This is a genomic window from Sphingosinicella flava, assembly GCF_016025255.1.
Taxonomy (GTDB): Bacteria; Pseudomonadota; Alphaproteobacteria; order Sphingomonadales; family Sphingomonadaceae; genus Allosphingosinicella; species Allosphingosinicella flava.
The window spans coordinates 645,177-668,057 of the sequence record NZ_CP065592.1; the positions used below are offsets into that span (position 1 = coordinate 645,177).

Annotated in this window: 19 protein-coding genes; 13 read left to right on the forward strand and 6 right to left on the reverse strand. The window is 63.3% G+C overall.

Going from position 1 to position 22,881, the window contains the following annotated elements; all coding sequences use genetic code 11:
* Window positions 1-11: 11 nt before the first annotated feature.
* Complete coding sequence (gene ndk / locus IC614_RS03420) at window positions 12-434, forward strand: nucleoside-diphosphate kinase (RefSeq protein ID WP_200972332.1); 423 nt, start codon at window positions 12-14, stop codon at window positions 432-434.
* An 86-nt stretch (window positions 435-520) separates the two neighbouring features.
* Here ndk and purN read toward each other — a convergent pair whose 3' ends face one another.
* Together purN and purM are read right to left on the reverse strand one after the other, a co-directional pair.
* On the reverse strand, window positions 521-1,129 hold the full coding sequence (purN, locus tag IC614_RS03425; protein ID WP_200972333.1) for a phosphoribosylglycinamide formyltransferase: 609 nt from the start codon (window positions 1,127-1,129) through the stop codon (window positions 521-523).
* A complete protein-coding gene (gene purM, locus IC614_RS03430; protein WP_200972334.1) occupies window positions 1,122-2,228 on the reverse strand; it encodes a phosphoribosylformylglycinamidine cyclo-ligase in 1,107 nt (368 codons plus the stop codon). Before purM ends, purN begins: the two co-directional genes overlap by 8 nt.
* 59 nt (window positions 2,229-2,287) lie before the next feature.
* Between purM and IC614_RS03435 the strand changes: the two genes are divergently transcribed.
* Genes IC614_RS03435 through IC614_RS03450 form a run of 4 tightly spaced genes read left to right on the forward strand, consistent with a single transcriptional unit; the run spans window position 2,288 to window position 7,746 of the window.
* Entirely contained in the window at window positions 2,288-3,526 is a 1,239-nt protein-coding gene (locus IC614_RS03435; RefSeq protein WP_226372713.1) for a heavy-metal-associated domain-containing protein, read from the forward strand.
* A 1-nt stretch (window position 3,527) separates the two neighbouring features.
* Complete coding sequence (locus tag IC614_RS03440; RefSeq protein ID WP_200972335.1) at window positions 3,528-4,133, forward strand: HdaA/DnaA family protein; 606 nt, start codon at window positions 3,528-3,530, stop codon at window positions 4,131-4,133.
* The gene (locus IC614_RS03445) at window positions 4,126-6,279 is read left to right on the forward strand and encodes an RNA degradosome polyphosphate kinase (RefSeq protein WP_200972336.1); all 2,154 of its coding nucleotides are present in this window, start codon (window positions 4,126-4,128) and stop codon (window positions 6,277-6,279) included. Before IC614_RS03440 ends, IC614_RS03445 begins: the two co-directional genes overlap by 8 nt.
* A gap of 6 nt (window positions 6,280-6,285) precedes the next feature.
* Entirely contained in the window at window positions 6,286-7,746 is a 1,461-nt protein-coding gene (locus tag IC614_RS03450) for a Ppx/GppA family phosphatase (RefSeq protein WP_200972337.1), read from the forward strand.
* Between the two features lie 10 nt (window positions 7,747-7,756).
* On the opposite strand, the gene rnd is transcribed toward IC614_RS03450, so the two are convergent.
* Window positions 7,757-8,932 (reverse strand): ribonuclease D, encoded by a 1,176-nt coding sequence (rnd, locus tag IC614_RS03455; RefSeq protein WP_200972338.1) that lies wholly within the window; start codon window positions 8,930-8,932, stop codon window positions 7,757-7,759.
* Between the two features lie 104 nt (window positions 8,933-9,036).
* Between rnd and aspS the strand changes: the two genes are divergently transcribed.
* On the forward strand, window positions 9,037-10,818 hold the full coding sequence (gene aspS, locus IC614_RS03460) for an aspartate--tRNA ligase (RefSeq protein ID WP_200972339.1): 1,782 nt from the start codon (window positions 9,037-9,039) through the stop codon (window positions 10,816-10,818).
* Window positions 10,819-10,936: 118 nt separating this feature from the next.
* Here aspS and greB read toward each other — a convergent pair whose 3' ends face one another.
* Both greB and IC614_RS03470 read right to left on the reverse strand, forming a co-directional pair.
* Complete coding sequence (gene greB / locus IC614_RS03465) at window positions 10,937-11,413, reverse strand: transcription elongation factor GreB (protein ID WP_200972341.1); 477 nt, start codon at window positions 11,411-11,413, stop codon at window positions 10,937-10,939.
* Window positions 11,414-11,415: 2 nt separating this feature from the next.
* Window positions 11,416-13,452: a lytic transglycosylase domain-containing protein gene (locus IC614_RS03470; RefSeq protein ID WP_207791149.1), complete on the reverse strand. Its 2,037-nt coding sequence runs from the start codon at window positions 13,450-13,452 to the stop codon at window positions 11,416-11,418.
* Between the two features lie 97 nt (window positions 13,453-13,549).
* Between IC614_RS03470 and dapA the strand changes: the two genes are divergently transcribed.
* The 7 genes from dapA (at window position 13,550) to IC614_RS03505 (ending at window position 20,079) form a co-directional block, all read left to right on the forward strand.
* Entirely contained in the window at window positions 13,550-14,425 is an 876-nt protein-coding gene (gene dapA, locus IC614_RS03475; protein ID WP_200972344.1) for a 4-hydroxy-tetrahydrodipicolinate synthase, read from the forward strand.
* A complete protein-coding gene (gene smpB / locus IC614_RS03480) occupies window positions 14,425-14,907 on the forward strand; it encodes an SsrA-binding protein SmpB (RefSeq protein ID WP_200972353.1) in 483 nt (160 codons plus the stop codon). Before dapA ends, smpB begins: the two co-directional genes overlap by 1 nt.
* A gap of 1 nt (window position 14,908) precedes the next feature.
* Window positions 14,909-15,496 (forward strand): DUF2062 domain-containing protein, encoded by a 588-nt coding sequence (locus IC614_RS03485; RefSeq protein ID WP_404829151.1) that lies wholly within the window; start codon window positions 14,909-14,911, stop codon window positions 15,494-15,496.
* A 43-nt stretch (window positions 15,497-15,539) separates the two neighbouring features.
* The gene (locus IC614_RS03490) at window positions 15,540-17,918 is read left to right on the forward strand and encodes a hybrid sensor histidine kinase/response regulator (RefSeq protein ID WP_226372714.1); all 2,379 of its coding nucleotides are present in this window, start codon (window positions 15,540-15,542) and stop codon (window positions 17,916-17,918) included.
* Window positions 17,919-17,956: 38 nt separating this feature from the next.
* A complete protein-coding gene (locus IC614_RS03495; protein ID WP_200972357.1) occupies window positions 17,957-18,322 on the forward strand; it encodes a response regulator in 366 nt (121 codons plus the stop codon).
* Window positions 18,323-18,439: 117 nt separating this feature from the next.
* The gene (recA, locus tag IC614_RS03500; protein ID WP_200972359.1) at window positions 18,440-19,513 is read left to right on the forward strand and encodes a recombinase RecA; all 1,074 of its coding nucleotides are present in this window, start codon (window positions 18,440-18,442) and stop codon (window positions 19,511-19,513) included.
* Between the two features lie 110 nt (window positions 19,514-19,623).
* Window positions 19,624-20,079 carry a DUF488 domain-containing protein gene (locus IC614_RS03505; protein ID WP_200972362.1) on the forward strand — a complete coding sequence of 152 codons (456 nt, stop codon included), beginning with the start codon at window positions 19,624-19,626 and terminating at the stop codon, window positions 20,077-20,079.
* A 37-nt stretch (window positions 20,080-20,116) separates the two neighbouring features.
* On the opposite strand, the gene gyrA is transcribed toward IC614_RS03505, so the two are convergent.
* A complete protein-coding gene (gene gyrA / locus IC614_RS03510) occupies window positions 20,117-22,840 on the reverse strand; it encodes a DNA gyrase subunit A (protein ID WP_200972364.1) in 2,724 nt (907 codons plus the stop codon).
* Window positions 22,841-22,881 lie beyond the last annotated feature (41 nt).

A 22,881-nucleotide genomic window follows, 5' to 3' on the forward strand; every position in this document is an offset into this window, starting at 1 on the left:
CATAATCGGCCATGGCGACCGAACGCACTTTCTCGATCATCAAGCCCGACGCAACCCGCCGCAACCTGACCGGCGCCGTCACCAAGATGCTGGAAGATGCCGGCCTTCGCGTCGTCGCTTCCAAGCGCATCCAGATGACCAAGGAACAGGCCGAAGGTTTCTACGCCGTCCACAAGGAGCGCCCCTTTTTCAACGACCTCGTCAGCTTCATGATCTCCGGTCCGGTTGTCGTGCAGGTTCTGGAAGGCGAGAATGCCGTCGCGAAGAACCGCGAAGTCATGGGTGCAACCAACCCCGCCAATGCCGACGAAGGCACGATCCGCAAGGTCCACGCGGAATCGATCGAAGCGAACAGCGTCCACGGCTCCGACAGCCTGGAAAACGCCAAGATCGAAATCGACTATTTCTTCAAGCCTGAAGAGATTGTTGGCTGATAGCCCTCTCTCCCCCTCAGGGGGAGAGAGTTTGAGAGTGGGGATGATATAGACGCCTGCGCAGGCCTCCCCGACCTCCCCACACCCTAACCCTCTCCCCTGAAGGGGAGAGGGAATTGCCTCAGTTTCCTGCAATAGGCATCGAGCGCGGCCGGATAGAGCCTATGCTCCTCCGTCAGAACCCGCTCAGCCAACGTTTCCGCCGTGTCTCGCGCCGCGATGCGGACCTTGGCCTGGGCAATAATCGGGCCATCATCCAGCTCCTCGGTCACGACATGGACCGAGCAGCCCGCATATTCTTCCCCAGCCATCAAGGCGCGGCGATGTGTGTCCAGCCCCTTGTAATCGGGCAGCAGAGAAGGGTGGATGTTAAGAATCCGGCCTTCCCATTTCACGATAAATTCCGGGGACAAGAGCCGCATATAACCCGCGAGCGCGATCACTTCGACATCGTGGCGGCGAAATTCCGCATCGACCAGGTCGTCGAAATCGGCGCGGCTCATGCCTTTGTGGCTGTGAGCCCAAACCGGCAGGCCAAAGCGGCAGGCAAGGACGAGGCCGCGCGCTTCGGGCACGTTCGAGGCGACGAGGACGATGTCGTAGGCCGGGTCGGCCTTGCGCTTGTAATCGGCAAGGGCTTCGAGATTGGAGCCGCGCCCGGAGATGAGGACGCCGACCCGGACCTTGTCAGCCATTGTGAGTGGCGGTCCAGGGCACGCGGGCGCTCCAGTTCTCGGCGGAGCCGGAGACGGTGCAGCCTTTTTCGCCCGCTTCGATCCGGCCGATGGCGAAGACGGTCTCGCCCGCGGATTCGAGCTTTTCTTTTACCTCGGCTGCAAGCTCCCGGCGCGCCACGACGGCCATGCCGATGCCGCAGTTGAAGGTGCGGGCCATTTCCTCGGGTTCGATATTGCCCTGGGCCTGGAGGAAGGCCATCAGGCGGGGCTGGGGCCACGAATCCGCGTCGATCTGCGCGTGGAGGCCGTCCGGAAGCACGCGCGGAATGTTTTCGAGAAGGCCGCCGCCGGTAATGTGCGCCAAGGCCGCGATTTTTCCGCTGCGGACAAGCGGAAGCAGCGATTTGACGTAAATCTTCGTCGGTTCGAGCAAGGTTTCGATCAAGAGTTTATCCTGATCGAACAAAGCAGGACGGTCCAGTTTCCAGCCTTTGTCGGCCGCGAGACGGCGAACGAGGGAAAAGCCGTTGGAGTGCACGCCGGACGAAGCGAGGCCGAGGATCACGTCTCCCGCCTCGACCTTCGATCCGGTGAGGGCTTCGGCGCGCTCCACGGCGCCGACGCAGAAACCGGCGAGATCATAGTCGCCCGGCGCATACATGCCCGGCATTTCGGCGGTCTCGCCGCCGATCAGCGCGCATCCGGCTTGCTTGCAGCCTTCCGCAATGCCCGCGATCACGCGCTCGGCGACGCCGCTCTCGAGCTTCCCGGTCGCGAAATAATCGAGGAAGAAGAGTGGCTCGGCGCCCTGAACGATCAAATCGTTCACGCACATGGCGACGAGGTCGATGCCGACGCCGTCATGCCGGCCCGAATCGATGGCGAGCTTGAGCTTCGTGCCGACGCCGTCATTGGCGGCGACGAGCAACGGGTCGGAATAGCCTGCGGCTTTGAGGTCGAAGAAACCCCCGAAGCCGCCCAATGAGGCGTCCGCCCCGGGCCGTGCGGTCGATTTGGCAAGCGGCGCGATCGCCTTCACCAGCGCATTTCCGGCGGCGATGGACACACCCGCCTTGGCATAGGTGTAGGGCTCGTTCGTCTGACCGGCGTCGTTCATATTCGCGGCCTAGCCACATCCCGCTTGGATTTCCACGCCCAACTCGTCAAAAGGCGCTCGTGAAGCTTTTCTCGTCCCGCTCTTCCCTGCTGCTCGGCATCGCCGCTTTGTCCCTGATCGGCGGCGGCGCGGCGCTCTATGCGCAGCTCGAAGGCAGCGATCGGGGTATCGCGCCGATCGACAGCTCCAGCACTTTCGAGGTGACGGGCATCGCGGTGGACGTGACGGCGAAGACTGCCGATGCCGCCCGCACCGAAGGCTGGCGCCAGGCGCTGTCGAAGGGTTGGAAGGCGTTGTGGGCCAAGACGAATGGCCGTCCGATCAGCGAGGCGCCGACATTGAGCGACTCCGTCCTGTCCGGCATGATGTCCGGAGTTATCGTCGAACAGGAGCAGATCGGTCCGAACCGCTATATCGCGACCTTGGGCGTGCTGTTCGACCGCAGCCGTGCGGGGCCTTTGCTCGGGGTCGAGGGACTGACCCGCCGGTCGCAGCCGATGTTGGTCATTCCGGTGATGCTGACCGGCGGATCGTTCCAGAGCTTCGAATCGCGCAACGAATGGCAGCGCGCCTGGGCGCAGTTCCGGACCAACAATAGTCCGATCGATTATGTGCGTCCCGTCGGCAACGGCATCGACCCCTTGCTCTTGAACGTTGCGCAGGCGCAGCGGCGCAACCGCAGCTGGTGGCGCATGATCCTGGAACAATATGGCGCCGCCGATATCGTCGTGCCCGAAGTGCAGCTGAAGCGCACCTATCCGGGTGGACCGGTAATCGGCACCTTCACCGCGCGGCATGGGCCCGATTACCGGCTGATCGATCGCTTCACCCTGCGCGTTGAGAATAGCGCGGCGCTCCCCAGGCTGCTTCAAACGGGCGTGCAGCGCATCGACGCGGCTTACGCGCGTGCCTTGGCAGAAGGCCGTTTGACGTTCGATCGTTCGCTCATCCCCGTGGCGCCGCCGGTCGAGGAAGAGGCGGCCGAAGAGATCGAGGCGGCCAGCGAGGCGGCGAACAGGCCGCCGGAACCGGTGACTGTCCCAGCAGGTGTCGCCGTGCCCTACAGCATTCGTTATGCGAGCCCGACGTCCAATGCCGTGGCCGAAGCCGAAATTTCGGTGAGCGGCATTCCGGGGGTCACCTCCGCGCTCACCGTCAGCACGGCGATGGGCGGCACGTCGACGATGCGCGTGACCTTTGCCGGCGACGGCAACGCGCTCGCCGCCGCGCTTCGCGCCCGTGGCTGGACTGTCGCGGGCAGCGGATCGACGCTCACCATCTCGCGGCCGGGACAGTAAGATGGGTCAGATCGCGCTGCCGCTCAATTGGCCGGTGGCAAGCGGGGAGGAGGATTTTCTCCTGTCCGATGCCAATCGCCTCGCTTTCGAGCATCTGCGGCGGTGGCACACCTGGCCGGTCATGGCGACGATTCTCGTCGGGCCACGCAAGTCGGGCCGGAGCCTGCTTGGCGGCATCTTTGCGCGGAAGGTCGGGGGGCGGCTATTCGACGATGCGCCGGCGCACGATGAAGAGACGCTCTTCCATGCCTGGAACGATGCCCAGGCCCAAAGGCGGCCGGTGTTGCTCGTGTCCGACACGCCGCACTGGGAAGTGCGTTTGCCCGACCTGCGCTCGCGCCTGGCGGCAACCCCGCATGTCGAGATCGGACAGCCGGATGACGGGCTCATCTGTAACCTCATTGTCAAACTTCTGTCGGATCGGGGGATCGTGATACCGCCCGAAATCCCCCAATATGTCGCGCCCCGGATCGAACGGAGCTATATGGCCGTTCTGAAAGCCGTGGATATTCTCGACCGCACCGCGCTCTCCAGCAGCCGCCGGCTGACTTTGCCCGCCGCGCGTTCGGCATTGAGCGCGGAAAGAGTGATCGATCGCCATGGCTAGCGCCGCCCAGCCCATCAGCGGCGTGCCGGGCCTGCCGGAAGGGCAATCGCGCTATTTCAATCGGGAATTGTCGTGGCTCGCCTTCAACCGGCGCGTTCTGGAGGAAGCCTGCAATCCCGCGCACCCCTTGCTGGAACGGCTGCGCTTCCTCTCCATATCCGGCAACAATCTCGACGAATTTTTCATGGTTCGGGTGGCCGGCCTCAAAGGCCAGCAGTTGCTCGGGGTCGAGGAGTATTCGGCCGACGGCCTCACGCCCGCGCAGCAGCTTGCCGCCATCGCCGATGAAGCGGATGCGCTCACCAAAAGCCAGCAACAGGTGTGGAACGACATCAAGGTCGAATTGATCAACGCCGGTATCCAGGTGATGGGCAATGACGATGTCGACGCGGACGCCGAGGCGGCCGCCTGGCTCGCCCGATATTTCGACGAGCAGGTTTTTCCGGTTTTGACCCCGCAAGCGATCGACCCGGCCCATCCGTTTCCCTTCATTCCGAACAAGGGTTTCTCGCTGATTTTCGACATGAGGCGCCGATCGGATGGGGAGCCGATCCACGAGCTTCTAATGATGCCCTCCTCTGTACCGCGTTTCATCCGCGTCCCAGGGCAGAAAGCGCGCTACGTTGCGATCGAAACGCTGATCCGGCGCCATATCGGCACCCTGTTTCCCGATTATGAGGTATTGGGTCACGGCGCCTTCCGTATCATCCGGGACAGTGACATCGAGGTCGAGGAGGAAGCGGAAGATCTGGTTCGCTTCTTTCGTTCGGCGATCAAACGCCGCCGCCGGGGGCGGGTGATACGCCTGAAGCTCGAAGCCGGGATGCCGGCCGAACTCGTCGCGCTCGTTCGCGAGGGAATCGACGCAAGCCAGGCGATCGTTTCGGAATCGACGGGATTTCTTGGCATCGCGGATCTGGAAGGGCTGGTGGATGAGGACCGCCCGGACCTCAAATTTCCGCCATTCACGCCGCGTTTTCCGGAGCGGATTCGCGAGCATGACAGCGACTGTTTCGCGGCGATCCGCACCAAGGACATTGTCGTCCACCACCCTTACGAGACGTTCGACGTCGTGGTCGCCTTCCTGCGACAAGCCGCGGAAGATCCGGACGTGGTGGCGATCAAACAAACGCTCTACCGCGCGGGCAAGCAATCCGCGATCATCCGAGCCCTGATCGACGCCGCCGAGGCAGGCAAGTCGGTGACAGCGGTCGTCGAGTTGAAAGCGCGGTTCGACGAAGAGCAGAATATCCTTTGGGCCAGCGCGCTGGAGCGAGCAGGCGTGCAGGTCGTCTATGGCTTCGTCGATTGGAAAACCCACGCCAAGGTATCGATGATCGTACGTCGCGAGGAAAAGGGTTATCGCACCTATTGCCACCTCGGCACCGGCAATTACCATCCCGGCACAGCCAAGACCTATACCGATATCAGCTTCTTCACCGCCGATCCGCGCGTCGGACGGGACGTGGCGCAGCTCTTCAACTACATCACCGGCTATGTCGCGCCGCGCGATCTCGAGCTTATCACCATGTCGCCTTATGGGCTTCGCGAACACCTTTTTGCGTTGATCGACAGCGAAGTGGAGAATGTCCGGGCCGGAAAGCCGGGGGCGATATGGGCCAAGATGAACGCCCTTGTCGATCCGGCCATCATCGACAAGCTCTACGCGGCGAGCGGGCAGGGGGTGGAGATCGACCTTATCGTGCGCGGCATTTGCTGCCTGCGTCCGGGTATAGCCGGGCTTTCGGAGAATATTCGGGTGAAATCGGTGGTTGGCCGCTTCCTGGAGCATAGCCGCATCTGGTGCTTCGGGAATGGCGAAGACCTGCCCGGCCGCAACGCCAAGGTTTTCATCAGCTCGGCGGATTGGATGCCGCGCAACTTCGATCGGCGCGTCGAACACATGCTGCAAGTCGAGAACCCGACCGTTCATGCGCAAATATTGGATCAGGTGATGGTCGCGAACCTCATCGACAACGAACAGAGCTGGCGGCTTCTTCCTAACGGATGTTACGAACGATTAAGAGAAAATGACGACAAACCATTCAATCTTCATCGCTATTTCATGACAAACCCCTCTCTATCGGGGCGGGGCGCCGCGCTTCGGAGCGGAGCGGTGCCCAAGCTCCGGTTGCGCAGGAACTGAGTCGGAATGTCCCGCCAATCCCCGACGGCGATCATCGACATCGGCTCCAACTCCGTGCGTCTCGTCGTCTATGCGGGCGCGCCGCGCGTTCCCGCCATCATTTTCAACGAAAAGGTGATGGCGGGCCTCGGCAAGAGCCTCAACGCATCCGGAGCCCTGTCGGAGGAGGCGCAGGACCGCGCCTTGGCGGCCATGGCGCGTTTCCGCATCCTGCTGCCGCAAATGGGCGTCACCGATATCCTGCCCGTCGCGACGGCGGCGGTGCGCGACGCCAGCAACGGCGACGCCTTTCTCGACGCGGTGCGCGACATCGGCTTTTCCCCGATCGTCCTGTCGGGCGAGCGCGAAGGCTTCATGGCCGGGCAGGGAGTGCTGTCCGCCTTTCCCGATGCGGACGGCCTCGCGGGCGATCTTGGCGGCGGCAGCCTGGAACTGGTCGATCTTGGCGACGGAAAGGTGCGCAAGAGTGCGTCCACCCGCTTCGGCGTCCTGCGCCTTCAGCCCATTGCGGCGAAGGGTGAAGCGGCGTTCCGCAAGGCCGTGCGGACGGCGCTGGCCAAAACCGGCTTCGACGGGCTGGGACGCGACCGGCCCTTCTACATGGTGGGCGGATCGTGGCGCGCGCTCGCCAAGCTCGACATGGCGGTGACCGATTATCCGCTGCCCATCACTCACCATTATTGGATGCAGCCCGAACGGCCGGCCGAATTGCTCGACCTCATTGCCGAACTCGATCCCAAGGATCTGAAGGCTATCGTCGGATCGAGCCGCGCCGCCACCCTGGCTGAAGCCGCGATGCTCCTCCGCGCCTTGTCCGACGAACTGGAGCCGAGCCATCTCGTCCTCTCCAGCTTCGGCATACGCGAAGGCCTGCTCTACGACCGGCTCGACCCGAAAACGCGCGCGCGAGACCCTTTGATCGACGCGGCGCGTGAGGCGGGTCGGGGACTCGGCCGGTTCGAGGAACATGGCAAATTGCTGGACCGCTGGATCGCGGGCGCCTTGCCGGAAGAAGACCCGGCCTTGGCACGGCTGCGGCTCGCTTCCTGTGTCCTCTCGGATATCGCCTGGCGCGCCCATCCCGATTTTCGGGCCGAACGCGGCGTCGACATGGCGCTGCACGGCAATTGGGTCGGCATCGACGCGCCGGGGCGGGTGATGATCGCCCAGGCTCTGTTCTGCAATTTCGCGGGATCCGGCAGTTTCGCCGAACACTATCCCGCCGAACTCTGCACGCCGGAAGAACTGGAACGGGCGAGCTGCTGGGGTTATGCGGTGCGCCTCGCCCAGCGCTTCAGCGGCGGCGCGGCGGAAGGGCTGGAACGCAGCCGCCTTGAAGTTGACGGGAATGTCTTGCGACTTGCTCTGCCGGCAGGACAGATGCCGCTTTACGGCGAGGCGGTGGAGAAAAGGCTGAAGGCTCTCGCCGGGATCATGGAACTCCAATCGGAGTGCGCGGCGATTTGATCATAGCCGATTATTCGGCCGCCTCCGTACGCGTCATGGCGAGCCGGCCCTTCTTGATCGCGAAGGCGAGGCGGCCTTCCACCAGATCCAATGCATCGCGGCCGAATTCGTCGAACCGCCAGCCTTCGAGAATCGAAAGCCCGTTCCGTTTTCCCGCAGCCAGCGCTTCCAGTTCTTCGGATTTGGCGATGAGCCGCGCCGCGACATTGCTTTCGCGCGAGCGGATTTTGAGGAGGAGCTTCAGGAGATCGGCGACGAGCGCGCCTTCCTTGCCCAGACCGGGCATGCGCTCCTCCTTCGGGGGCATTTCGTCGGCGGGCAGCTCCCTGGCATCCGCGATCGCCTGCATGAGCCGCGCGCCGATGTCGTTCGATTTCCAGGTCGGCGAGAGGCCGCGCACATTGGCCAGCGCATCCTGGCTCTTCGGCGGGTGCGAGGCGATGTCGGCCAGCGTCTCGTCCTTCATGATCCGCCCGCGCGGCAGATTCTTGCCCCGCGCTTCTTTTTCGCGCCACGCGGCGACGGCCTTCAGGCGTCCCAGCACCTCGGCCTTGCGGCTCGGCATGCGGATGCGCTTCCATGCCTGGTCGGGATCGACGCAATAATTGGCGGGATCGGCGAGCCTCTCCATCTCCTGATTAAGCCAGGCGCCGCGGCCGGTTTTCTTGAGACGCTCCAGCATCTTGGGGAAGAGCCCGGCGAGATAGGTAACGTCGCCGATCGCATAATCGATCTGGCGCTTGTCGAGCGGGCGGCGGCCCCAATCGGTGAAGCGCGCGCCCTTGTCGAGCCGCTCGTTCAATAGGCTTTCGACGAGGTTCGAATAACCGACCTGCTCGCCAAGCCCCAGCGCCATCGCGGCGACTTGCGTATCGAATAACGGATAAGGCGTCTTGCCGGTCAAATTGTGGATGATCTCGATATCCTGCCCGCCCGCATGGAAAACCTTCAGAACCTCATCATTGTTGACGAGGAGGTCGAGCAGGGGGGTAAGATCAAGTCCTTCCGCTTTAGGGTCGATCGCTGCAGCCTCGAACTGGTCGCCGATCTGGATCAGGCACAGATCGGGCCAATAGGTATTTTCCCGCATGAACTCCGTATCGACAGCGACGAAGCTGGCGGTGGAGAGGCGTTTGCAAAGGGCGGCGAGCGATTCGCTGTCGGTAATCAACGGATGGATATGCATAGGCCGCCGCTCATAGCGTGAGGCTCGCGCCTTGACAAAGCGGCTTATCCGAGGCGAAGCGCGACTTCTGTATTTTCCAGTCCAATCCAGCCGAAAGTCACACGATGCACGCCTATCGCACCCACACCTGCGCCCAGCTCCGCTCCGGAGACGTAGGCAATCAGGTCAGGCTTTCCGGTTGGATTCACCGGAAACGCGATCATGGCGGCGTGCTCTTCATCGATCTGCGTGATCATTACGGCCTGACGCAGATCGTCGCCAATGCGGGCACGGAGGCGCTCCGCATCCTCGATGGCCTGCGCGCCGAATCGGTCGTGACGATCACCGGCAAGGTGGTGGCGCGCGGGCCGGAAGCCGCCAATTCGAACCTCGCGACGGGTGAGATCGAGGTGCATGCGGAGGATGTCGTCACCCAATCGTCCGCGCAGGAACTTCCGATGCCGGTCGCGGGCGAGGCCGAATATCCCGAGGATATCCGCCTCCGCTACCGCTATCTCGACCTCCGCCGGGAGCGCATCCACCAGAATATCGTGTTGCGCTCCAATGTGATCAGCTCAATCCGCCGCCGCATGATCGACCAGGGCTTCACCGAATTCCAGACGCCGATCCTGACCGCCTCGTCGCCGGAAGGCGCCCGCGACTATCTGGTGCCGAGCCGCGTCCATCCCGGCAAATTCTATGCGCTTCCCCAGGCACCGCAGATGTTCAAGCAGCTGATCATGGTGGCTGGCTTTGATCGTTATTTCCAGATCGCGCCCTGCTTCCGCGACGAGGACGCCCGCGCGGACCGCAGCCCGGGCGAATTCTACCAGCTCGATTTCGAAATGAGCTACGTCACGCAGGACGATGTTTTCAACGCCATCGAGCCCGTCCTCCACGGCGTGTTCGAGGAATTCGCGAACGGCCGCAGCGTGTCGCCGCTCCCCTTCAAGCGCATTCCCTACAGGGAATCGATGCTGAAATACGGCAACGACAAGCCGGATCTTCGCAACCCGATCCTGATCACCGACGTGTCGGATCACTTCCGGGGTTCGGGCTTCGGCCTGTTCGACAAGATCGTTGGCGGCGGCGGCGTGGTCCGCGCCATCCCGGCCCTGGGCACGGCCGATAAGAGCCGCAAATTCTTCGATGATATGAACGACTGGGCACGTTCGGAGGGCCATGCCGGCCTTGGCTATATCACCCAGAAGAATGGCGAGCTTGGCGGCCCGATCGCCAAGAACCATGGCGAGGAAGCCACGCGCAAGCTGATCGCAGAACTCGGCCTTGGCCCGAATGACGGCATTTTCTTCGCGGCGGGCAAGGAAGCCCAGGCCGCGAAGCTCGCCGGTCTCGCCCGCACCCGCGTCGGCGAGCAGCTTGGCCTCGTCGACGAGAACCGCTTCGAATTCTGCTGGATCGTCGATTTCCCGATGTTCGAATATGACGAGGAAGCGAAGAAGGTCGACTTCAGCCACAATCCCTTCTCGATGCCGCAGGGCGAGCTGGAAGCGCTGGAAACCAAGGATCCGCTCGACATCCTCGCTTATCAGTATGACATCGTCTGCAACGGCGTGGAGCTGTCCTCGGGCGCGATCCGGAACCATCGTCCGGACATCATGTACAAGGCGTTCGAAATCGCCGGCTACAGCCAGGAAGATGTCGACACGAACTTCTCGGGGATGATCAACGCCTTCAAGTTCGGCGCACCGCCCCACGGCGGCTCGGCGCCGGGCATCGACCGCATCGTCATGCTGCTCGCCAACGAACCGAACATCCGCGAAGTCATCCTCTTCCCGATGACGCAGAAAGCCGAAGACCTGATGATGAACGCCCCGGCGCAAGTCACGGCGAAGCAGCTCCGCGAACTCCACATCCGCGTCGTCGAACCGCCGCGGGCAGGCTGAAATCCTCCCCGGGACGGGAGAGGGGGGACCAGCCGAAACATGGTGGAGAGGGGTCACGGGCCTCGGCCAGCCCCTCCGTCAGTCCTTTGGATTGCCAACTCCCCATACCGGGGAGGATCTATTCATACCGGATCGAAATCACCTCATATTCTCGCTCGCCAGCGGGAAGATTAACCCGCCGTACGTCCCCAATCATGGCCCCGCGCACTGCGCGAGCGATTGGAGAGTGCCAGCTGATCCGCCCAGAACCCGCATCGGCCTCATCTTCACCGACTAGGGTCACGATCCGCTCATTGTCGTCCTCGTCCGCCAAGGTGACAGTGGCGCCGAACAGCACTCTGCTGCCATCCTGCTGGCTGGGTTCGATCACCCGGGCAGCCTTCATCCGCTTGGATAGCCAGCCCAGTCGCCGGTCGATCTCGCGCAGCTTCTTCCGGCCGTAAATATAATCGCCATTCTCGGACCGGTCGCCGTTGCCGGCGGCCCAGCTGATCGTTTCGACCAGCTGCGGCCGCTCGATGGCGAACAGGCGGTCATATTCCGCGCGGAGGGCGCGATAGCCCGCCGGCGTTATGTAATTCGGGCGATCGCTCACCGTCAGCGGACCTGCCGCGCACCGCCGAGGTAGTTGGACGGATGGTTCTGCGCCTGAAGCTGTACCCGCTGCGGATGAATGGTGTCGTACACCACCGCATTTTCGAGCACCCGCTGCACATAGTTGCGCGTCTCTTGGAACGGGATATCCTCTATCCAGCGCACCACGTCGGCGCCGGGCAGGCGCGGATCGCCATTGGCGCGTATCCACTTGTTCACATTGCCCGGCCCGGCATTGTAAGCGGCGACGGCCATCGGCGCGAAATTGCCATAGCGTGCCATCAAATCGGCGAAATATTTGCTGCCGAGCATGACGTTATATTGCGGATCCCCGGTCAGGCGGGACAGGTCGTAAGGCATGCCCAACTGCCCTGCCACTTCGCGCGCGGTTCCCGGCATCAGTTGCATCATCCCGCGCGCGCCGACATGGCTCTGCGCGGTACGGTCGAACGAGCTTTCCTGGCGGGTGATCGCGTTGGCAAGCGTCCAATGCCGGTCGTAGGCGGGCGGCACCGGCACGGTCGGGAAATTGGCGAGCGTATAGACTGTCGACCCCTTGCTTCGCGCGTTGCGGGCCACCCAGACGCCGAGGTCGGGCCGCGCGATCTGCCGGGCGAATTCGTCGGCCAGCGCATGTTCTTCGTCGGTGGTCAGCTGTTCGGATAGCGCCCGAATGAACAGGGCCTGGTCCTCGCGCCGCCCCAACATGCCGAGCAGGCGCGTGGCCTCGACGATCGGACGGCGGGCGAAGGCGGCGCGGGCTTCCGGCGTCGGCGTCACCCGGTCGGTTGGCGAGGGTGCCGGGATCGGGCGCCCCAGCTTCTCCATCGCGAGCTGGCCGTAAAATTGGTCCGGATAGGCCGCGGCGAGATTGAGGAGCTGCGCGCCGCGCTCGGCCTGGCCCGCCTGGCTCGCGGCGCGCGCGGCCCAATAGAAGCCCTTGGCGCGCGTCTGGGGCGATCGGGCGGCGCGGCCATAGCGTTCGAACATGCCGATGGCATCGATGGGGCGGCCGAGCCGGTGCAAAGCCGTCGACCCGGCGAGCCAGGTCAGGCTCGTATATTCGTCGCGCTCGCCATAGCTTTTCTCGCTGATGTCCGTGTTCGGCGCATAGGCATCGTCGACCTGGCTCGCAATCTGGTAGGCGGACTGCCACTGGCTGTCGGCCGCCGCGCCCTTCGCCATGGTCAGCATGGTTTCGAACCATTTTTCCGGATTGGCGGGCCGGCTTGTGAAAGTGTGGCGCATGGCGAGCAGGTTGCGCGCGGCAAGACTCTGGCCGGTGGCGCGGAACCAGTTGGCGCGGTCCATCAGCAGGCCGCCTTCGCCGGACGCGGCCGCACCAAGCGCCGCGACCTTGGCAGCGGCGTCAGGCGCGCGGGTCTGGAGCGCGATGCGCGCATCGTAAATCGCCCGCCGCGCGGCCGAGGCGTAAGGCAAGGTGCGCAGCGCGCTCGCCGTATCCCCATTGTCGAGCAGGGTCTCCATCCGCCGGTCGTGATCGGCGGACGTTAGGATCGGCCCGAACGCGCCAAGCAGGCGGCTTTCGTCCGCAGCGGGCAGAACGCCGCTGGCCCAGGCCGTGCGCGCCGCGGCGTCCGCTTCGCCGCTGTTCAAACCCTTCAGCGCCAGCGCATATTTGGCGTGGCCGCTTGGGGTGAGCGGCGGGTGAATGCGGAAGAAGGCGACGATATTGCTTGCCGGGGTCACAGCCGGATCGAGCGCCCGCTCGGCGTCACGCCGCAGGGCCGTCTCGCCCGGAAAGCCGCGATAGGTGGTGAGGAAGCTGTAATAAGAGGAGAAGGGCTGGCTGCTGCTCTGCCGCAGGCTGTTCCACTGCGCGATCGCCTGATTGGCGGCGAAGCTCGGCGCGGAAGTTTGCGCTTGCGGCGCCGTGACGGCCGGCCCCGGCGTCGATGGCGCAATTTGCGCGGCCTGCGTAGCGGCCGGCAATATCTTTTGGAGAGCGACCGGACCGGTCGAAGCGACAGCGGCAACCGAGGCCGCGAGCAAAGTAAGGGTCATTGCTTTCTTATGCATGCTGGACAGGATGCCAACCCCCTCCTTATCAGGCCATGAACGGATTTCCGGGCCGCTTCGCATTATCACGCTGGCGACCCTGGTGAAGGAGACAAGCATGTTCCGCGGCTCGATCCCGGCTCTGGTGACGCCCTTTCGCGACGAAGCGTTTGACGAGGAGGCATTTCGCGCCTTCGTCGAATGGCAGATCGCGGAAGGAAGCCACGCGCTCGTTCCCTGCGGCACCACCGGCGAATCCGCGACCTTGTCGGCTGGAGAGCAGGCGCGGGTGATCCGCGCTTGCGTTGAGCAGGCCGCTGGCCGCGTCCCCGTCATCGCCGGTTGCGGCGGCAACAACACCCAAAGCGTCATCGCGCTGATGCAATCGGCGCGAGACGCTGGCGCCGACGCCGCGCTCGTGGTCGCGCCTTATTATAACCGCCCGAATCAGGACGGTGTCTTCGCCCATTACGAAGCGCTGGCTGCGGCGAGCGATTTGCCGATCGTCCTTTACACCGTTCCTGGACGGACGGTGACGGACATCAAGCCGGAAACGGTAGCCCGCCTCGCTACGGTTAAGGGCGTCGTGGGAATCAAGGACGCGTCGGGCGATCTCGGCCGCGTCAGCGCGCACCGGTTGAGCTGCGGCACCGGCTTTGCGCAGCTGTCGGGCAATGACGACATGACCCTCGGCTATATGGCGATGGGCGGGGTGGGGGCGATTTCCGTCACCGCAAATGTCGCGCCGCGCCTGTGTGCCGATTTCCAAAATGCCTGCCTGGAAGGGCGCTGGCCCGAAGCGCTCGATCTCCAGGATCGGCTATACCCGCTCCACGCGGCCTTGTTCACGGATGCTTCACCCGGTCCGATCAAATATGCGCTCAACAAAATCCGTCCCGAATTCTCATCCGAGCTGCGCTTGCCCATGACACCCCCTTCCGAAGCCAGCCGCAAGGCGGTCGACGCCGCGCTCGCGCATGCCGGCCTCGTCTGATGGCGCGCCCCCGTCCCGAAGAGTTCGACAAGAAGAAGGTCGTCGCCGAAAACCGGCGCGCGCGCTACGATTATGCCGTGCAGGACAAATATGAAGCCGGAATCGCGCTGACGGGTACGGAAGTGAAGTCGCTCCGGTTCGGCGAAGGGTCGATCGGCGAAAGCTATGCGGAAGTGAAGGATGAAGAGGTCTGGCTGATCAACGCCAATATTCCCGAGTTCAGCCACGGCAACCGTTTCAATCATGAGCCGAAGCGCCCGCGCAAGCTTCTGCTCAACCAGCGTCAGATCGCCAAGCTGCACGGTGCGGTGGCCCGGGAAGGCATGACCCTCGTGCCGCTCTCCATCTATTTCAACGGCCGCGGACGGGCGAAGGTCGAGCTCGCGCTTGCCAAGGGCCGCAAGGCGCCGGACAAGCGCGAATATCAAAAGGAAAAGGATTGGAAGAGGGAGCAGGGCCGCCTGCTAAGGCAGCATGGCTGACCTGGGAACACGTATCGGCACCTGGCTCGCCAGGAACGCTCCAAGGCGTGAGGATCTGGCTGAAAACCGCCTGATCCGGCCTTTTGCGGGACGCGTCTTGCGCAGCGATTTGTGGCGCTTTACCCGCCGGTCCGTGCCGCGCGCGGTGGGACTTGGCCTGTTCGTCGGAATCTTCTTGATGATTCCGGGTCTCCAGATCATCGGCGCGGCATTGGTTTCCGTACCGTTTCGCGCCAATATTCCCGTAGCGGCGGCGATGACGTTCCTAAGCAATCCGGCGACGACGCCTTTCATCCTCATCGCGTCGATCGGCGTGGGTAACATGCTCGGCTTCCATGCCGATACCGCCACTTTCTATGCCCTTTACGAACGCGGCGCTGGCGCGGGTGAATGGCTGTCGTGGCTGGCATCCGATGCTGCGCCGGCGATGGTGGTGGGCCTTGCCGTCATTTCCGCCGCGGCGGCGCTCTTCGGCTATTTCGTCTCGCAATTGGGATGGCGATGGTGGACCGGCCAGAAGTGGCGCCGCCGCCAACTTCGCTCCGCTCTCCCGCCCGGCCTCGGTCCTGAAGCCGAAGGGGAATGCTGAACATGTCCGTCCCCCGCATCCGTGTGGCGAAGGCGTAAGACGGGTGCCGGCATTCACTTTCGCGTCAGGTACCCGGCAACCCCTCGCCCGCGCGTGGCTGGCCTTCGCGATCGGCATCGCCTTCCTCCTGACGGCGCTCATCCTCATTCGCTCCGTCGCCAGCCCTGCCTTCACGGCCGCGTTCTGCGCCGGAGCCTTGGCGGCCGCGGCCTTCATTCTGCTTAGGGAAAGCCGGAATGCGGCCGTTCCCGAAGCACCGGCTCCCTTCGCCGATTTGAAACTCGTCCGGTCGGTAATGGACGGCGCGTCGTCGGCCATGGCGCTGTCCGGCCCGGACGGGGCCTTGCTCTGCGCCAACGAAGCCTATTGCGAACTGACCGGCGGCCTTCATCCGCCGGACGATGATGATGCGGGACTGGCCGATCCCGAAACGGTCCGCGCCGCCGGGGATTTGGCACGGCTCGAGGGCGCATTTAGTTTCCGCGCCACCGATCGCAACGGCCGCTCCGCGATCGGCCACGTGCAGCGCGCGGGGCAGGGCGGGAGCTTCCTGCTCTGGTCCTTCACACTGGCAGGCGGCACCGATCTCGCGATCGAGGCGGAGCGCATGCTGACGGGCGAGGCGGGTTCTCGCATGGGCGATGCGGGCCTGATGGCCGCGCTTGTCGACGATCAAGGCATCGTCATCGCCGCCAATCGCGCCTTTGCCGGCCGCGCTACCGGGCAAAGCGACGGGATCGCGACCGGGGCGCCGCTCATCGATCTCCTGCTCGCTACGGAAAACGGCCAATTCTTCTATGCGGTGGAGGGCGCGAGCGGGCCGCCGCTTCGCATCGTCCAGATGCCGGTGGGCGAGGGCGATGGACACCTCACCCTGTTCCTTATTCTGGAGGATGGCACCGCCGGCCTTTCCGGCCTGATGCAGGACGATAGGGGCAATGTGAACGCGCTCCTCGACATGCTTCCGCTCGGCCTCGCGCTCGTCAATGTCGATGGGCGCTTCGTCTACCTGAACAAGGCGTTCCGCAAGGCGGCGGGGCTTTCGAATGACGCGCGGCCAATCTACCCGGGCGATCTCGTCGTCGATGAGGACAAGGGATCCGTCTCCGATCTTGTCCGCCGCTTCGCGCGCGGTCCGTCGATGTCGAGCGACATGGCCGTCCGCCTGAAATCCAGCCCGGACGAACCGGTGGCGCTCACCGTGGCGGGCGCGCGCGGCCTCGGCGACGCGACGGTGCTTCTCTCCCTTAAGGACAATAGTGAGGAAGACCGGCTGAAACGGCAGGTCGCCCAAGCGACGAAGATGCAGGCCGTGGGGCAGTTGGCGGGGGGCGTCGCGCACGATTTCAACAATATCCTGACGGCCATTCTCGGCCATTGCGATCTGATGCTGATGCGGCACACGCCCGGCGACAGCGATTATGACGATATTCAGCAGATCCGGTCCAATTCGAACCGCGCGGCCGGTCTCACGCGCCAGCTTCTTGCTTTTTCCCGCCAGCAGACGCTGCGGCCCCAGGTGCTCCAGCTTCCCGACGTCGTCGCCGAAGTGTCGAACCTTCTGAAGCGGCTGCTCGGCGAAACGGTGACGCTGCAGACGAAGCATGGGCGCAATCTCGGCGCAGTGCGCGCCGATCCGGGCCAGCTCGAGCAGGTCATCGTCAACCTCGCCGTCAATGCGCGCGACGCCATGCCGCAGGGGGGCAGCCTCACCATCCAGACCTTCGGTGTATCGGCGGGCGACGTCCGCCGGATGGGTCACGACGTTCTTCCCATCGGCGATTATACCGCCTTGCGCGTGACCGACACCGGGACCGGCATTCCGCCCGCGGTGATGAGCAAGATTTTCGAACCCTTTTTCACGACGAAGGAAATAGGGAAGGGGACGGGCCTTGGCCTTTCCACCGTCTACGGCATCGTCAAGCAATCGGGCGGCTATATTTTCGCGGATTCGGAAATGGGGCGCGGAACCACCATTTCCATTTACCTGCCCGTCGACCGTTCAGGCCCCAGCCGCCCAAATCGGAGCAAGGTGAAGGAAAGCGGCGAACTTTGGGGCAGCGGCACAATCTTGCTCGTCGAGGATGAAGCGATGGTGCGCGCGGTGGCCGAACGCGCGCTTACCCGCCATGGCTACACCGTCCTTTCGGCCGAAAATGGCGAAGCGGCGCTCGAAATCCTCGCCGCCGCCGAACGGGTGGATTTGATGATTTCCGATGTCGTCATGCCGACGATGGACGGCCCCACCACGGTTCGTGAAGCGCGCAAGACGCATCCCGACCTGCCGATATTGTTCATCTCGGGCTATGCTGAGGAGCAGCTTCGCAAGTCGATCGACCTTGAAAATGTCGCCTTCCTCGCAAAACCCTTTTCGGTTCAAAAACTTGCGGAAGCCGCCCGCGATGCGCTTCGTCACAAATAAGGCTTCCGGTTTCACGCCGGACCGCCTAAGCATTTCTTGTGAGTAACAGTCGTTCCATTCTCGTCGTCGAAGACGAACCTCTCATCGCCATGATGCTCGAGGATTTTCTCGAATCCCTCGGGCACAAATGCGTCGCCATTGCCGAAAGCGTGGAGGAGGCGATGATCCGCATCGACGAGGGCGGTTTCGACGTCGCGATCATGGACGTTCATTTGAAGAATGAACGGATCTGGCCGGTCGCCGATCGCCTCGCGCAGGAAGGTCGTCCCTTCATTCTCGCGACCGGCGGCCATATCGAGCCTCCGCCCGCCGAGCATGCCGGGGCGCCGGTGCTTGCCAAACCCTATACGGTTGATGCGATTGACCCGGCGATCAACGCCGCGCTCGCGGAACGTACGCTCTGACCCCTCGCCGCGTGCGGGGGAAAGGAAGAAGGTTTCCTTCTTGTTCTCATGGAACAAATAGGATACACGCCTCTTCAGTGAACAGCTTTTTGCTGGCAATGAAGAGGGAGCTTGGCCATGGTGGCATCCTTGAAAATCGTCGAATCCGGCAGGAAATCAGAAGATATGGATAAGCAAAAGGCTCTCGAAGCGGCGCTGGCGCAGATCGATCGCGCGTTCGGCAAGGGGTCGGCGATGAAACTGGGTTCGCGTGAGGCGATCCAGATGGAGGCGATCTCGACGGGCTCCCTGGGCCTCGACATTGCGCTAGGCATCGGTGGCTTGCCCAAGGGCCGTATCGTCGAAATTTACGGGCCGGAAAGCTCGGGCAAGACCACGCTCGCTCTCCATGCCGCGGCCGAGGCGCAGCGCGGCGGGGGCACGGTGGCTTTCGTCGATGCCGAGCACGCGCTCGATCCGGTCTATGCCAAGAAGCTTGGCGTCGACATTGACGAGCTGATCGTATCGCAGCCGGATACGGGCGAGCAGGCGCTGGAAATCGCCGATACGCTCGTGCGCTCCAATGCCGTCGATGTGCTGATCGTGGACTCGGTCGCCGCGCTCGTTCCTCGTGCCGAAATCGAGGGTGAGATGGGCGACAGCCATGTCGGTCTTCAGGCGCGTCTCATGAGTCAGGCGCTCCGCAAGCTCACCGGCTCCATCTCCAAGTCGAAGTGCCTGGTGATCTTCATCAATCAAGTGCGCATGAAGATCGGCGTCATGTACGGCAATCCGGAGACGACGACCGGCGGCAACGCGCTCAAATTCTACGCGTCCGTCCGCCTCGACATCCGCCGCACCGGCCAAATCAAGGATCGGGACGACATCATCGGCAACACGACCCGCGTGAAAGTGGTGAAGAACAAGGTCGCGCCGCCGTTCAAGCAGGTCGAATTCGACATCATGTATGGCGAGGGCATTTCCAAGATCGGCGAAATTCTCGATCTCGGCGTCAAGGCCGGGATTGTCGAGAAATCGGGCGCATGGTTCAGCTATGACTCGATCCGCATCGGTCAGGGCCGTGAGAATGCCAAAACCTACCTGAAGGAAAATCCGGAGCTTGCAGCCCGGCTCGAAGGCGCCATCCGCGGACGGACAGATGAGGTGTCGGACGCGCTGATGACTGGCCCGGACGAAGGGGACGATCTCTGATCCAAAGACCGGCCGGTCTCCGGACCGGCCGGTGAGGCGGATGCCCATGTAAAGCGTTGAGCATCCGATCCATCCTTCGCTTACGGCGAATGGGCATGGCGGAGGGCGAGATGCAGATATTCACCATCGGCTACGAAGGCGCCACCCAGGCGGAGCTTATCGCTGCATTGCAGGACGCAGGCGTCGAGCGGGTCATCGATGTCCGGGCCGTGCCCTTGTCGCGCAGACCCGGTTTTTCAAAGAATGTGCTGGCCAACGGTCTGCGGGAAGCGGGGATCGATTATGTCAACCTCAAGGCCCTTGGCACTCCTCCGGAAGGACGGGAAGCCGCGCGAAAGGGAAAGCAGGACGTGCTGGAGCGCGTCTATGCCGCTCAACTCGACACACCCGAGGCCGGACTTGATGCCGCAAGGATGATCGCGCTGGCGGAGGAAAAACCATCCGCTTTGCTCTGCTTCGAACGCGACTATCGTGGGTGCCATCGCACGCTGCTCTGGCAATCGGTGCTGCCAGATGCCGAGGTCGTAGACCTTATGCCCAACGCCACCCGCGCCGCCGCCGGATAAGCTCTTCCTGAAGCCAATTTCGGCAGCTTGCCGAATGTTATTCCACGCCGTCTCCGATCACGGCGTCGCTCGCCGCCAGCGTCTGATCCTCGACGTCGACCACCGCCTCGGCCTCATCTTCGCTTTCCTCGATGCGGGCCGCGGACACGACATGCTCATTCTCGGCGACGCGGAAGATAGTGACGCCCTGAGTGTTGCGTCCCGCGATGCGGATATCGCCCACCGTGGTGCGGATCATCTTCGCCTGGTCGGTGACCAGCATCAATTGCTCGCCATTATGCGCGGGGAAGCTCGCCACGACGCAGCCGTTGCGTTGCGAGGTTTCGATGTTGGTGATGCCCTGACCGCCGCGATTGGTGCGGCGATACTCATAAGCCGAAGTGCGCTTCCCGTAACCGTTGACGGTCACCGTCAGGATAAACTCTTCCGCTTCTTCGAACGCCTTCATCCGTTCCGGGTTGAGGGTAGGCGGGTTCTTATTCTCCTTCCACGGCGCGGCACGGAGATAGGCTTCCCGCTCTTCAGTGGAGGCCGCAAAGCCCTTGAGAATGGACAGCGAAATGACTTCGTCATCCTCCTTGAGCGTTATGCCGCGCACGCCCGTCGAAGTGCGGCTCTGGAATTCGCGCACCGCCGTCGCTTCGAACCGGATAGCCCGGCCGTTCTTGGTCGCGAGCAACACGTCGTCTTCCTCGGTGAGAAGGGCAACGCCGATCAATCGATCGGTCGCATCATCGTCGAAGCGCATGGCGAATTTGCCGTTCGAGGGGATGTTGGCGAAGGCATCCATGCTGTTGCGGCGTACCCCGCCATGGGCGGTCGCGAAGATGACGTGGAGGTTCTTCCACTCCTCCTCATTTTCCGGCAGCGGCAAGACGGTCGAGATGGTTTCCCCTTCCGCCAGTGGCAAAAGGTTGATCATCGGGCGGCCGCGCGCCTGCGGAGCGCCTTCGGGCAGGCGCCACACCTTCATGCGATAGACTTTGCCGTGGGTGGAGAAGAACAGAACCGGCGTATGCGTCGATGTGACAAACAGCTTCACCACGGCGTCTTCGTCCTTGGTCGCCATGCCGGACCGGCCCTTGCCGCCGCGATTCTGGGTACGGAAGGTGTCGAGCGGTGTGCGCTTGATGTAGCCGCCATGGGTGACGGTCACGACCATGTCCTCGCGCTCGATCAGGTCTTCATCGTCGATGCTGTCGCCCGCTGGGGCGATGGTGGTGATGCGTGGCGTCGCGAATTGGCTTTCGACCGCGTCGAATTCCTCGCGCATGACGGCGTAGAGCTTCACGCGGTCGCCCAGAATGGCGAGCAGCTCCGCGATGGAAGCGGCGAGCTGCTTCAGCTCACCCTCGATCTCGTCCCGCCCGAGCGCCGTCAGGCGATGGAGACGCAGATCGAGGATGGCGCGAACCTGGGTTTCGCTCAAAGTGTAGCTGTCGCCGTCGACCTCATGCTCGACGGCTTCGACAAGCGCGATATAGGGCGCAATCTGCGCAACCGGCCATTCGCGGGCAAGGAGGGCAGCGCGGGCTTCGGCAGGTGACGCCGATCCGCGAATGATCCGCACCACCTCATCAAGATTGGTTACTGCGATAACGAGGCCGAGCAGGATGTGCGCCCGATCACGCGCCTTGTTCAATTCGAACTTGGCGCGGCGGGTGATGACCTCTTCGCGAAACTTTACGAACGCTTCGATGATGTCGCGGAGATTGAGCGTTTCCGGACGGCCGCCGCGGATCGCCAGCATGTTGGCCGGGAAGCTCGACTGGGCAGGCGTGTGCCGCCAGAGCTGGTTCAAGACCACATCCGGCGTTGCGTCGCGCTTCAAATCGATGACGACGCGGACGCCCTCGCGGTTCGATTCGTCGCGAATGTCGGAAATGCCCTCGATCCGCTTTTCCTTGGCGGCTTCGGCGATCTTTTCGACCAGGCCGGACTTGCCGACTTGGTAGGGGATAGCGGTGAGAACGATGGACCGGCGGTCGCCGCGCCCTTCCTCGATCTCGTGGCGTGCGCGCATGATGATCGAACCGCGCCCCGTATGATAGGCGCTGCGGGCGCCGCTTTGGCCGAGGATCAGCGGACCGGTCGGGAAATCGGGGCCGGGAACGATCTCGATCAGCTCGTCCACGGTGATGGCGGGATTGTCGATATAGGCCTTACACGCCGCCAGCACCTCGCCGAGATTGTGCGGCGGAATATTGGTCGCCATGCCGACCGCGATGCCGCCCGCGCCGTTGACGAGCAGATTCGGAAAACGGGCGGGAAGAACCTGCGGCTCGCGTTCCGAGGCATCGTAATTGGGCTGGAAGTCGACCGTATCGCGATCGATGTCCTCAAGTAAGGCATCCGCCACCTTGGCAAGGCGCGCTTCGGTATAACGCATGGCGGCAGGCGGATCGGGATCCATCGATCCGAAGTTGCCCTGACCGTCGATCAGCGGCACGCGCATCGACCAATCCTGGGTCATGCGGGCGAGGGCATCGTAGATCGACGCGTCGCCGTGCGGGTGATATTTACCCATGACGTCGCCGACGAGACGCGCCGACTTGCGGTAGGGACGCCCCGCTACGAATCCGGCTTCATGCGCGCCGTAGAGAATGCGGCGGTGGACCGGTTTCAAGCCGTCCCGAACGTCCGGAAGGGCACGGGCGACGATCACCGACATCGCATAATCGAGGTAGGAGGTCTTCATCTCCTCGACGATGGAAATGGGGCTGATGTCGCTATTCTCGATGGTCGGCGGCGTGCTGGCCAATGTCTTGTCCTGACGATGTGTAACGGTGGCGCGCGTCGCCG